This is a genomic window from Emticicia sp. W12TSBA100-4 (assembly GCF_040253585.1).
Taxonomy (GTDB): Bacteria; Bacteroidota; Bacteroidia; order Cytophagales; family Spirosomataceae; genus Emticicia.
In genome coordinates, this window is sequence record NZ_JBELAU010000004.1 from 111,131 (window position 1) to 124,549 (window position 13,419).

General features: G+C 36.4%; 10 protein-coding genes. 3 read left to right on the plus strand and 7 right to left on the minus strand.

Going from position 1 to position 13,419, the window contains the following annotated elements; genetic code table 11:
• Nucleotides 1–3: 3 nt before the first annotated feature.
• The 6 genes from ABR854_RS06220 to ABR854_RS06245 all read right to left on the minus strand — a co-directional run bounded on the left by ABR854_RS06220 (nucleotide 4) and on the right by ABR854_RS06245 (nucleotide 9,099).
• Complete coding sequence (locus tag ABR854_RS06220; protein ID WP_350264512.1) at nucleotides 4–975, minus strand: DUF8740 domain-containing protein; 972 nt, start codon at nucleotides 973–975, stop codon at nucleotides 4–6.
• 87 nt (nucleotides 976–1,062) lie between these two features.
• Nucleotides 1,063–1,356, minus strand: coding sequence for a LytTR family transcriptional regulator DNA-binding domain-containing protein (locus ABR854_RS06225; protein WP_350264513.1), 294 nt, complete (start codon nucleotides 1,354–1,356; stop codon nucleotides 1,063–1,065).
• A 454-nt stretch (nucleotides 1,357–1,810) separates the two neighbouring features.
• Nucleotides 1,811–4,429 (minus strand): 3-coathanger stack domain-containing protein, encoded by a 2,619-nt coding sequence (locus ABR854_RS06230; protein WP_350264514.1) that lies wholly within the window; start codon nucleotides 4,427–4,429, stop codon nucleotides 1,811–1,813.
• A gap of 300 nt (nucleotides 4,430–4,729) precedes the next feature.
• Complete coding sequence (locus ABR854_RS06235) at nucleotides 4,730–5,110, minus strand: response regulator (protein ID WP_350264515.1); 381 nt, start codon at nucleotides 5,108–5,110, stop codon at nucleotides 4,730–4,732.
• A 206-nt stretch (nucleotides 5,111–5,316) separates the two neighbouring features.
• Complete coding sequence (locus tag ABR854_RS06240; RefSeq protein WP_350264516.1) at nucleotides 5,317–6,036, minus strand: LytR/AlgR family response regulator transcription factor; 720 nt, start codon at nucleotides 6,034–6,036, stop codon at nucleotides 5,317–5,319.
• Nucleotides 6,037–6,042: 6 nt separating this feature from the next.
• Entirely contained in the window at nucleotides 6,043–9,099 is a 3,057-nt protein-coding gene (locus tag ABR854_RS06245; protein WP_350264517.1) for a ligand-binding sensor domain-containing protein, read from the minus strand.
• Between the two features lie 225 nt (nucleotides 9,100–9,324).
• Here ABR854_RS06245 and ABR854_RS06250 point away from each other — a divergent pair, with 225 nt between their 5' ends.
• From ABR854_RS06250 to ABR854_RS06260, 3 genes are all read left to right on the plus strand, one after another.
• Nucleotides 9,325–11,313 (plus strand): tetratricopeptide repeat-containing sensor histidine kinase, encoded by a 1,989-nt coding sequence (locus tag ABR854_RS06250; protein WP_350264518.1) that lies wholly within the window; start codon nucleotides 9,325–9,327, stop codon nucleotides 11,311–11,313.
• The gene (locus ABR854_RS06255; RefSeq protein ID WP_350264519.1) at nucleotides 11,310–11,927 is read left to right on the plus strand and encodes a response regulator; all 618 of its coding nucleotides are present in this window, start codon (nucleotides 11,310–11,312) and stop codon (nucleotides 11,925–11,927) included. Before ABR854_RS06250 ends, ABR854_RS06255 begins: the two co-directional genes overlap by 4 nt.
• A gap of 87 nt (nucleotides 11,928–12,014) precedes the next feature.
• Nucleotides 12,015–12,431, plus strand: coding sequence for a nuclear transport factor 2 family protein (locus ABR854_RS06260; RefSeq protein ID WP_350264520.1), 417 nt, complete (start codon nucleotides 12,015–12,017; stop codon nucleotides 12,429–12,431).
• A 64-nt stretch (nucleotides 12,432–12,495) separates the two neighbouring features.
• Here ABR854_RS06260 and ABR854_RS06265 read toward each other — a convergent pair whose 3' ends face one another.
• Nucleotides 12,496–13,416, minus strand: a complete 921-nt coding sequence (locus ABR854_RS06265; RefSeq protein ID WP_350264521.1) for a hypothetical protein — start codon at nucleotides 13,414–13,416, stop codon at nucleotides 12,496–12,498.
• Nucleotides 13,417–13,419: the final 3 nt, after the last annotated feature.

A 13,419-nucleotide genomic window follows, 5' to 3' on the forward strand; every position in this document is an offset into this window, starting at 1 on the left:
CTATTAATTGATACGGATATATACCCAGAAGTTTAAGTTATCGGGGCGGGTTTCGACACCTCCCGCATTACTTGTACTTCCAGAAGCAGTCCCTGAAATAGAATGTGAGTGGTCGCCGTTTGAAGATGATGTAATGTTGTGATAAAACATCCCTGAAGTTCTGTCAGTAGCACTAAAAGTAGCAAATGATTGACCCGAACCAATGAATCCTCCATCTTCTGAGCGGCCCGGAACTCCCGTCGTATGTGAGTGTGAACCAGAACCGGAAGTCCCACCGCTAACTGATAAACTCGCAGAGTGAGCATGGCTTTTATAATCTTCAGACTGGAATGAAGCAATAGGCGTATTGACATCTCTACTATCATCGAAATTTGTGCTATTGGCAAATTCTTGGCTACGGATAAACAAACCACCACCATTTGGTAAGGTAGTCATACCTGTAATTTGTCTTAATTTATCGGCTGCTAACAATGCACGTCCATCCATCGGCACCCAGCAATTGCCATTTACGGCTGCAAATTGGGTTGGGTTCAAAATGGAGTGCTTTATATCACCTACTGCACCCGAACAAACTACTTCTTGGGCTTTTGGCGAACCGAGAGAGTAAGGGGCAAAAGTAAGTTCGGTACGTGGTGTAAGTTCTGTACCTTGTACCGTTACACCTACGTAGTAAGTAGCCGCCCCCCAATTTAGATTTTCGAGCGGAACAGTCTTGCCGAGATGCGTACTATACACTCCACCAAAAACATTGATGGTTTGCTCTTCTGTCCATTCGGCAGTGCCGCCTGCTTCTTGCGTGTAGAGTTTAAATGTAATTGTTTGCGAGCCATCGGCCACGGCTTTACCATTGGCATCTTTTAAGAAGCCTTGAAGTGATATTTTCTTTGCTTGCTGGGCTGATGCTCCAACCGAAAATACTATGGCAAAAATAAATACTAACGGAATTAATTTTGAAAGTGTAAAGGATATTTTCATTGTATTTGTTGTTTAATTTAAGACAAAAGAGTTTAGTTGGATAACCATATACTAAGTGCTTTCTTAATTTTTAAAAGTAGGCTATGGTTATGAAAATGCAGTTTTATGCTTGCGACGAGAATAAGTAAATTTTGAATTATCACACAATTCAACTTCTATAACTCCCTGCTGGCTAATGATTTTTTTGGGATTTATCAATACCCCTTTATTGATTCGGTGAAAATCTTGAAAAACACTCTGCCAATAGCTAAGGCTATAGCTGACAATTAGTTTTTTACCACAGTCAAACTTAACTTCGTTGTAAGGTTCTTGTCCGAGATGCTTGATGTAGAGAATATTTTGGTGTTCTTGTGGTTTAATTACTCTTGAGTTACGTTTCATACAGCGATTTTTTTAATAGTATATTCGGCGAAATCTTTACTTTTATAGAAAAAAGGCCACTCAATTAATAATGTTCTGCTTTTTGAGAAAGCCTAAAATCATTTTTTGAATTGTTTTTTTGTATCCCCTTTTTCGCTAAAGTATCACAATACAAAGGTATGGTGAAGGTTTTTTAGACAGAGTAGGGGGAAACCCCTGTTTTAGATTTGCTATTCACTCAATAGCATTTGATGTGTGCAAAGATTACCTTTTCAAAACCCTATATGCAATAGTCATGTACGAACTACACCGTGAGTGGTAGAGTTTTATACGTGAATGGTAGAGTTTATAACGTGAGAGAAATTTAATGAAAGGAGAATCTTAGTAATTTGTGCTGCTTTTCCAAAAAAAAGAGGTATCCAAAGACTTCTCTTCTTTGGATACCTCTTACTTAAAATTATTCTTTTAACCAATATTAGTTAGCACATCCTTGGATAAAGGCTTGGAAAACTGTGCCATTGGCTGCCTCAAAAGTTGTCCCTCCACCTGTAGTGCTTGGTTTAAGTTCAACTGATTTTCCTGCTCTCATTGTTACGTTTGCGTTGCCTGTAATTTTATTACTGGCTGAGATAGTTTCTGAGGCTTGGAAAGAGGTTGTGCCTGTCGTTTTATTATCTGCCGTGCTAATCAATACCAAAGTAGTTGGGCATGGAGTACCGTTTTGGTTGAGTTTTGTTGAAAAAACACCACGCCCATGAGTTGCTACGACTACTGTATTATCAGAAGAACGGTACTTGAGCATATCGCAACGTACATGGGCCAAAGCAGTATTGGTTGGAGCCCATTGCGGATTGGTTGCTGTGATGTCGTTGGTTGACCACACGCCTAATTCAGTAGCCAAAAGCACTTGCTTCGTGTTAACTGGGTTGATGAGTGCATAACGTACTGGTATATTTGTTAAACCATGACCTGATTCATCTTTTGAAGCCCAGTTTGTACCAGCATTGGTTGTGTAAAAAACCGATTTAATGTTATAATTTGATTTTGTGACAATAATTGTATTTTCATCAGTGCCAAAGTCAAGTGATGATACATTCCCTGCCGAAGTATTGGTTGCATCCATAATTTTTGCGATACTCGCCAGTGTTTGATCTCCCGAAACATTAATACCCGAAACTTTGTAAACATCGCCCGTAGAAGTTCCCAAATACATGTTTCCTTGTGTTTTTCCAAGTTTTAGAAATGAAATACTCAATGCTCCTACACCAGTTATTGTGAGGGTAGAGGTGGTGTAGGTATGGTTTGGTGACGAACCTGCGATATGGTAACGAATAATTTTTGTATCCGCCTCCGAAGCCAGCGTATTATTATGATAGAGTGTATGATTCGGTGAGTCGTAGTCGCATGGATTAATGAATTTTCCTCTATTGCTAAACTGCGGATTCATTTCCTCAAAAGCTTCTCCATTGACTGGGCCCGCTTTATTTAGTTTTGGCGTTACATTCGTATAATTACTGATAACAATAGTAGAATCTATTTTATCAATAAATGCCAATCCACCATCTCCTGAGTTGATTTCAAAACTTCCGCTTACAGTGCCATAAGACGATGTAAGTGTCTGAGTTCCATTGTCTTGAGCACCAGCAATGATTGTTCCGTTATTGGCCACACTATTGATATCAATACTAAAAAACTGAGTAACATTGTAGTTTTTATTTCTTTTTATAAAATTAGGATAGGTATTTGCTCCCGAATTTGCCCAATTAGCAGAATAATAAACTCCTCCATCATTACCAAAAATAGCATCATTCGGAAATCCTGGTCGAGTTGCAAACGAATGATGATCAACGTGCATCAATGCTCCTTGAGCCGAATACCCTATTTTAGGTAACCAACTTGTGCCTCCGTTTGTCGAAATACTCATACAAACCCCCGCAGCATATAATATATTAGGGTTAGTTTCGTGCGTTCCCAAAATAAGGTCATAGTCTCCTTGATCGCCCACAAATGGTTTTTCACCTGCATTATTTAGATCGTCATAAGTAGGTACAGTCATATCTGTCCAAGTGGTACCTGCATTAACACTTTTCTTGAAAAATTTGATATTAGGTGCAGAGCTTGAAGCACAAACTGCATATATGACTTGTGACGCTCCATTCGTACTCGGAGCAAGGGCAATTTCTACCCTTCCTACACCATTTACATTGGCATTCGGTGGCGTGATAATCGTAAAAGCCGAAACTGTATTATCTGTTGATTTATAGATTTTTGGGTCATTTACACCACCCTCAGCAATGTAGAGAATACCGTCTGATCCCATTTCAATGTCGTTCATAATTCTTGGATTGGCATAATCAAGGTCAGGGGCATTAGTACCAGTCAAAGTAGTCCAAGTCGCTCCACCATCAGTTGATTTAACGATTCCCTGAAAATTAAGTGCAAAGATGTGTCCTTGTGAATTGACAATAATTTTAAAGATTTCTCTCCAACCAGAGGCCGCATTCTCAGAATTAACAAAGTCAGGGGTGGTTGAAGCCAGCCTTGTCCACGATGCTCCTCCATCAGTTGATTTCCAGATGCCATTTCCACCTGTGCCACTTGCACCAGTGTTGTCGGTATTGCCCGAAGCCCCTCTTTCTCCTGTGCCAACATACATGATCTGAGTATTGCTGGGGTCATAGGTTATCCAACCAATAGCTACATTATCCCAAAAATCATTCACTTTTGTCCATGCCATATTAGCATCTGTGATATCATTGTTATACCATAAGCCTCCTGATACTCCACCTGCCCAAACTTTCTTTTTTGTTGCATCGTTGGGGTCCCACATCAAAGCACGAGTACGCCCTCCTACATTATTAGGGCCACGTTCTGTCCAAGATATATTTGGTATTGGAGCCATCAGTTTTATCATCTTGCTCATGATGTCACGTGATTTTTCGAGTTCTTGCCTTGGTACAACTCCCGTTTTTGGGTCTTTGGTCATTTCATACTCAAAATTGGCTCTTTCGAGTGGGTTTTCCCTTTCTTCCTGCGATATGGCAAGAAAAGGGAAACAAAATAAGAGTAAGTAGAATAGAGATTTGCTTTGCATAAATCTAAATAGGTTTTTTCTATAAAATTAGGGTAAATAATGTTTTTTTTGCACTAATCTAAATGAAAGATTCGGTTTAAAGGTCTTCTTTTTATTGAGTGGTTAACTGTTGATGCTTTTGCAAGAAGGTAGATGTTGAATTTTAGATGAATAATGTACTAATTTATATGTTAGTGCATTATTTTATTTTTGGGTTACGATTATACAAATTTTTAAAAAGTAAATTGATGATACATAAAGGGTAAAATTTGTCTCTTATAAAATGAATTAATGTAGTATATAAGGTTAAAAACTGAGATTTCATGCGTGTTTTTTTGAAAACAGAAATGATTCAATATGGGTTTTGAAGATAAACTCATCGACTGGTTTCTGCACATAAAACTTTGTAAAATTCAGTGATTTGTATTGATTATAATAGACTTTACTTTCGTAGGCACTACAAATAATAACCCAAGTGGAGGCATCTTTCAGGTACTGTATTAGGTCGATACCTGTTATTGATTCTTGTAGTTTTATATCAACAATGATAAGTGTATATGGCCTTTTGGAGACTTCGTTCAAGAAGTCCTTGGAGTTGCTTATATAGAGTGTTTCAATTTCTGGAAACTGATTGAGAATCATCTCGATAGATAATTGGTCGCTTAGAGAATCCTCTAACACCAAACAGTTAAATTGTTTCATGCAATTTCGTTGGGAGCTTCGTAAATACAAAGGTTCTCAACAATTTGAGACAAAACAATACTCTTAAAGCTTCTACACCGTGAATGGTAGATTTTATTACGTGAATGGAACTATTTACTACGTGATTGGTTGGTTTAGGCAATACAAAGACAGCCACTGGTTAGCCAGTAACTCGTTATTAGAAAGCCTATTAAGTCCATCTTGCCCTACACAGCTCTATCAATAAATCGATCAATAAACGACTGTCGATTGCTTCGGCTTATTTGAACCTGATGTTTATCAATTTCAAGGTAATTTTCTTTGATATTGATTCGCTTCACGGCAGTCATGTTTACCAACGAATTTCGATTTACTTTTTCAAAATAAAATTCTTTTAATAAATCTTCAAATGTTTTCAGAGATGTGTAAGTAGTATATTTGCTTTTTTCGGTATAAACCGTAGTAGCGTGGTCGGCGGTTTCGATAAGAATAATTTCGTTGTAAGCTACTCTATAAACATAGTTTCCTTGCTTGAGCATGATATGATATTCTTCGGCACCAATCATTTTTTCTTCTTGTCTTGAAAACAAAAATGATTCAAGATTGGTCTTAAATATAAATTCATCAATAGGCTTTTTGATAAAAAACTTATTGAATTTCAATGATTTATACTGCTCATAATAATCTTTACTATCCATCGAACTTGAAATAATGACCCAGGCCGAAGTATCAGATATTGAGTGAATCAAATCAATGCCTGTGAGCTTATCTTGAAGCATTATATCAACAATAAAAATGTGATATTTTTGCTTTGATAGTTCCTGCAAAAAACCTCTTGGCGTATTGGCATAAGTGGGATGAATCTCAGGAAATTGGTCTAAAACCATCTCAATCGCCAATTGGTCGCTGAGTGTATCTTCCAATACTAAGCAGTAGTAGTCTTTCATTCGTGTTTAGGTAGTTTTGTTGAGTTGCAGTTTGGCTGTAAAGGTTTCTTCACTTTCGAGGTTGTTTAATTTTATACTTGCTTTTTCTAAAAGTGGAAGCAGTAAAGTTAGACCAAGTCCTAAGCCTTCGTGTAACATACGGTTTTCATTCCCTTTTTGGTTTTCGATTTCTAAAAAAAAGCTGTTTTTTGTTTCAGAAATTAAAATCCTGATTTGAGACTGCGGCTTTGAATGAACTATTGAATTGAAGAGTAAATTTCTGAGGATAATCACCAATAAACCATAATCTATTTTTGCATTCGTATTGGCATTGATGATTTCAAAAGTCAGCGATTTTTCTTTCAATTCATCTGCATAAATATCAAATATTTGTATTAGAAGCTCCCCCAGATTTCGCTCTGATAGGTTCAACTCCCAGTTTTTATTGGTACTTTTCACCCAATAGACCAGCTCGTCAATGAGCCACAAGACTTTTCTACTTTTGTTTTCGGTTTCTTTTCCGAGTTGAAAAAGCCTTTCTTGGTCATTTTTTTGGGTAAGGTATGCCAGTTTCTTGGATATATCATAAAAACTCTGAATAGGGTAACGCACATCATGCACCAAAAGCGAAAGAAGGGTTTCTTTGAGTGTCAAACTTTCTTTGAGTGAGTGCGTTTGCTCATTAACTTTCTTTTGTAAAAGTTCGTTTCGCATACGAAGCTGATACGTCGAATACTTGATAACTCCCCAAACTAAAAGTCCTATAAAAACTGAGATGATTGGAAAAAAATACCACTCCAGATATAAAGGTTTTTGGCGATTGATAGTTAGTTTTTGAATACGAGCTTCCGTAAAATTATCGCAGCTAACAACCCTGATTTCTACATTGGTTGTTCCGTGGTCTATATTATTGAGCAATAAGGTTCGATCGGTGAGTGGTAGCCACTCGCTCATAACCGATTTGTCACTTCGATAATAATATTTCTTGGTACAATCATACTTGAAATCTTCGTACGAAAGAATTAATTCTACGTTACTTTCATTGCGGCTTAGGTCTAAGATTGAGCTATCATAATTATTCAATTCTCGGTTTTTAGAAAGCCCCTCAAATGTGTAAATGGCATCTATTTTTATATCAAATTGTTTTTCTTTTTTACTCGAAAAATCAACTGGATTAAGCATATTTAGGCCGTTTATTCCACCAAAATATAAAATGTCATCATCGTCTTGATGGTGCGATAATCGGTTACATTCTTTGGTGGTGAGGCCGTCGGTTTCTGTATATATTTTCAGTAAAATGCCCTTATCGTCGAAGTGCCAAATACCATCGTCTGAACTTGCCCAAACGCCATTATTGGTGCGATAAGCCGATAAGTATTTTCTACGCTGAAAGTCAAGGTCTTGAATAAAGGGGCTAACCGAATGTTTCACCAAATCATAAATCCAGATGCCGCTGATGCTGGCAATTAATAGTTGATTGGCTTGTTTTTTGTCTTTTTTTATCGAAAAACAAGTCATTTGAGTATTAGTTTCTTTCGGGAACTTTACTTTCTCAAAAATCTCGTTATTTCTGAACCGATACAAACCAGCCTCCGAAGCTATGAAAACGTCGTTTTCGTTAACCACAAAAAAATCATAGATGATTGAGTTTTTTAGGGTTGGGTCAATTTTAGTGTATTGTTTTGTTTGTTTGCTTTTTTTATCGAAATAAATGATTCCTTTCTTTTCGAGCCCTAAAAGAAAACCACCTTTGTATTGGGCAATCGACCAAATTTTGGTGCTGTCTAAGCGGCATAGTGTAATGTCTTTGTTTTGTTTTAAATCGGTTTTTACTAAGGCATTTTCACCAAATAATAAATCACCATCTGTATCTTTCAAAACCGATAACACAAAACGATAATCAGTTCCTGTTTGGTTACTGAAATCGTGTAAAGCTCTTATTGTACCCGTTTTTAGGTTAATTATTTGTCTTCTTTTGTTAGTATTTACCAACAGATTTTCTTGGTCTATTTTCAGAATCGCTCTACAAGAATAATTGTCGTTGATTTTATCGGGTTGGTTATTCTTCAAAAACGTCTTAATCTTTTGCTCAATCAATCGGATTATATGTACACCATTGTTGGTTGTCAGAAACAAGTTTCCTTTGTTATCGCTGACTACATCATGCACTAAAAAGTCGAATTTTTCTTTTTTCAATAGAACCAAATCTTTGTTGAAAAAATCAAGAGCATTCCCCTGATTTACGACAAGAAAATCTTTGTTTTTATCGTAAATAATATTGGATAAATAACTGTCTTTTGAAACCGCAAAGCGTTTGACGAGCCTACTACCGAATGCTTTCAATTCAAGAAAGCCTTCGCCAGTAAGTACATAAAATAAGTGATTATCGAATTCTAAAATTGACCTTACGAACTTGCTTTGGAGGTTTTCTTGGCTCATAATCTTACCCTCCGAATTGAGTTGCATGAGTTGTGCGTCCTTTCGGGAATCTTGTTCGATACCCGCAATAATGCCTTTTGTGCCTGCATAAAGCAGTTTTATTGGTGTTTTTGATAGAGTTACGAGTAATTGGAGATGTTTGCTTTTCGAATCAAAACGATAGATTTGTCCAGTTTTAGTACTGATATAAATTTGTCGGTTGTGGTCAGCTATGACCGAGTGAATAGCTATATTTTTATGAATGTATTTTTCAACCGAAATTGATGATTTATTGATAGGATTGAAGATAACACAACGCTGCACATTAAATGGATAATACCATTCAAAGTTTTCGGTTAGCCAAAAATTACCTTCGGCATCTTCTATGGCAGTGTTGAAGCCCTTGTTTGAATAGGCATTTGCAAATTCAAAGTTTTTTATTTTGCCATTTTCCAGTAAGCCAATTTTGTTGTTGGTTAGCAGCCATACTTTATTTTGTGAGTCGATGAATGTTGAATTCACATGGCTATCACTTAGACCATCGGCGGTGGTCAAGTGTTTTCGGATAAGGGCCAAATCATAGTGAGCTGTTTGACCAAAAACAAATGTACTCAAGAAAAAACAGCTTAAAAAAAGCAGTCTTTTGCTCAAAAAATGTGGTTTCATTGTGGTTTTGTAATTAGGCTCGTAAAACTAAGTAAAATGCGAAACACAAAAAACACCTTTTGATAAGTATTTTACTCTTTCATTTAAGAAGTTTTCACTTTGCAAAGTTAAAATTATAGACCTCTGCTTGATACAAGGGGAAACCCCTGTTTTTTGAAAGAGATATAAATCGCATCGGAGTTTTTTATACTTTTACCACCGTATTATTAAAATTTGAGTTTGTCGATGCCCAGAAACTATGTACAATATCTGCTGTTTTGCTTCTTGGTGATAGCATTATCATGCCAGTCGGGCAATAAAAGCCAGTCCGTGGTTTATAGTAAACCTCCCGAAGAAAAATCAGATACTGTAGAAACCTATTTAAAAGATGGTAAAAAATTAGCAGATAAAAACTATGTAAAAACTTATGCAGTAAGGATTGAAAAGCATATCAAAAAAGGAGAAATTGATTCAGCCGCTCGAATATTGGCCATTGTGGGCGAAACATATTATGTAAATTATGAACTCAATCAGGAGTTTATTAATACGCAACTTCAATTTTTAAAAACTTACGAAAAGCAAATATCGGTTAGGTATCTTTCTAATTTGTATTTCCACATTGGAAGTCAATATTATGAAAAAGGCAGTACTGATAGTGCAATTTCTTTTTTAAATAAAGGCTTAGTTGAACCGACCGATTATTATACAACTTTCTATAAGGGCAATTGTCTTTACATGCTTTCGATAATTTATATGAATATCGGGCAGCATGATAAGAGTATTGAGGCGGGTTTAAAAGCACAAAGAGAGTTTGAAATGGTTGGAGACACCGCCCGACAAGCCGATGCCCTTGATGCCGTTGGTGGAATGCTTCGGGTTTCAAGAGACTATGATGAAGCCTTGAAATTGAACTCAAAAGCCTATAAATTGGCATTGTTGAGCAAAGATACTAACTCAATAATCGGCACGTGTTTAAGTAGGCTCTCTCTATATAATGAAATGAAGCATCCTAATTTTTTTGCGTTTGTAGATTCCGCTGTGGTATTTGCGAATCAACTTAATGTTAGTAAAGAAAATAAGATCTTGATATACAGCTACAAAGTTTCTCAACTTTCACAACAAAAAAAGCTAAAAGAGGCTCAACAAATTTTAAGTGAATATAAAGACATTTATCAGCGTACCACTTTCTTAAATGCGAAGGAACATTATGAATTAGCATTAGCCGATTATGAGGCAGCGAAAGGACTTGGTTCTCCAAACATAAAGCAATACGAAAGTTTAATTCCCGAAATCAAAAAAAACAAAGATTTTGTTCGATTGTGTATTTATTACCAAATTTTGAAAGATGATGCCGTTCAAAAGAAAAATTATGAAAGGGCATACGAGTATCAATCCTTATTGGAAACGGCAAGTGATAGTATTACAAACATTAAGATGAGGACTAAGGTAAAAGAACTTGATAGAAAGTACCAAGTCGAGAAAAAAGAACAGCAAATTATCCTTCAACAACAAGAAATAACTCAAAAAAATACATACATTGCCTTATTAGTAGCATCGCTAAGTGGCTTATTATTAGCTGTTTTTGCCTATTATTCGTGGCAAAGACAAAAACTTCTGAGACAAGAAAAAACAAATAGTATGAATTTTACGAAACAACTCCTTGAAAATACCGAAGATGAACGAAAACGAATTGCCAGCGATTTGCACGATAGTATTAGTCACGAATTACTCAATTTGAAGTCTATTTTTAGCCAAGATTTGTCGGTCGTAAACAAAAAGATAGATACTATCATCAACGATATTCGTGGCATTAGTCGAAATCTTCATCCTGTGATGTTTGATAAGATTGGACTTGTGCCTAATGTTGAGCAATTAGTTGAGCGAATTCAGAACCAGAATAATTTCTTTATTAGTACTGATATGCTATATACAGGGGTTCTCACTTCTGCCGATGAGTTGCAGATTTATAGAATTATCCAAGAAGCACTCACAAATATCATCAAATATGCCAAAGCCCACGCAGCCAAAATAACAGTTTTGGAAGAAAAAGATAAAATATTAATTGAAATTAGAGATAACGGTAAAGGCTTTGATGTGAAGCAAGCACTTAATAGTGGGAAAGCATTTGGCTTGCATAATATCATTGAGCGTAGCCGTGTGATAGGTGGCGAAGCAAACATTAGTTCTTCATTAGAAGGCACAATTATTACGATAAATATTCCAAGAAAATTATGAGAATCCTCATTGCCGATGATCATCCGTTTACACTCATGGGAACAAAAGGTTTTGTAGAATCACTGGGCTATAAAGTAGAAGATATTTGTTCAAATGGCATTACGGCTTATAATCTGATTAATACGCATCAGCCTAATATTGCTATTTTAGATATAAATATGCCTGGTATGGACGGTCTCGAAGTACTCGAAAAAGTGTATCGTCAGAAGCTCAAAACCAAAGTGATTTTGCTGACCATGCACAAAGAAATGACGGTTTTCAAGAAGGCAAATCAATTTGAAGTATCGGGCTATATTCTGAAAGAAAATGCTCAAGAAGATCTACAGTTGTGTTTGGAGGCCGTAAAAAAAGGCAATCAGTATATCAGTAAAAACCTCGAAAACGATTTATTGATTGATAATTCATCAGAAAACGATGTTTTGAATAAACTAACGTTTACCGAAAAGAAGATTCTCGAACTAATTGCTCAACAAAAAACCTCGAAGCTGATAGCCGAAATGTTGTTTATCTCAGAAAAAACTGTCGAAGGGCATCGAACTAATATCATAAACAAGTTAGAGCTTCCGAAAGAAAAGAATGTATTGTTGATTTGGGCGAGCAAGCATCTGAGTTAAAATTTAATAATGTTAGGCTCTTAAATAAAAAAAGGCTTATTGTACGTTGTTAGAAAAGTATCGCATCAAAGTTTAAAAACAATTATTATGAAAAAAGCTACTATTACAATTGCCTTGATCTGTTTAGCAATTTTTGGGGTAAACGCCCAAACCACCGAGCGTCAAGGAATAGAAACAACCATTAATACCTATTTTGATGGCTGGATGACGGGCGACACATCAAAAGTCGGAAAAGCCATGCACGCTTCGTGCCACTTGAAAGTATATCGAGATGGGGTTTTTCGGAATGTTGACCGTACGCAATATTTGAGCGGTTTTAAACCTCATGCCAAAGAGAATGGCGTTGAGGCGAGAATCAAACTCATTGATTTTCAGGGAAATATTGCCAATGCTAAAACCGAAATCGAAACACCAAAGTTTTTGTTTGTTGATTATTTCAATCTCATCAAAATAAACGATTGGTGGTTTATTGTCGATAAAGTTTCTACTCGAATAGATAAATGATAGTTTTGTTTGCTGAAAGTCCGCAACGAAGTTTTATTCTCCAGACTTCGTTGCGGATTTTCCATTAGTTTTTCAATAAGCCACCGCCACCTGCGGCTTTTATCATTTCTTTCAAATCGGCTTGATCGTTGAAGATTTCAACTTCAATGTTTTCAAAAACACCATTCTCAAAACGATTCACTTTGGTCGAACGCCCCAAAATCTTGACTTCGGGTAATTCGCCATTTATTTTGCCCGAAATTATCGCTTTATTGCCTGATGCTTGCCACTTCGTAATTTCAAGCGTGAAATTGGGCGTAGCTTTTCCATTGACAAAACCAAAAATGGTGGTGTTGGCCGAATTTCCATCGACTGTTCCCGAGAAATTCACTTCCATATCTTTGGCCGTATAGCTTGCGGTTGATTCTTTCGGATTGAAAACTTGAATAGTTAGCGTTCGAGTATCGGGAGCATCAACGCAGGCAAATTGAAGTTGCAAATAGGGTTTATTATAAGCAAAATTTTTCACACCTTTTCGCCACAACGAAGCACCTTTATAAGTTACTTTTCCACGAAATGCTTTGCCATCAAGTGTTGATTTGAAATTGACACTTGTCGAGAGTTTGGCATCTGCTTCGGCTTTCATCGCTCCTGTATTTGCTTGAAAACCAGCAGGATATACCTTGAAACCTTTATTCACATAATCTTTGCCTGTAGATGGATTTTCTGTAAATTTCAAATCAAAATAGCCGTATTCGCCCGCTTTTATCTGATTTACTTCTTGTCGATTTTCGCCCGAAATTTTTACAATCGTAGCCGTAAATTTTCTGCCCGTAGGAGCATAAATATCAATTTTATCGTTTTTCTTGATAACTCCCGATTTGATTTCGAGTCCGCCACTCATTTCGGTTTCTTTGTCACCGAGATATAAGTAGCCAGTTTCAGCGGTGAAGGTTTGGGCGAAAGTATTCAATGAAATGAGCAGTAAAAAAAGTATTTTTTTCATGTC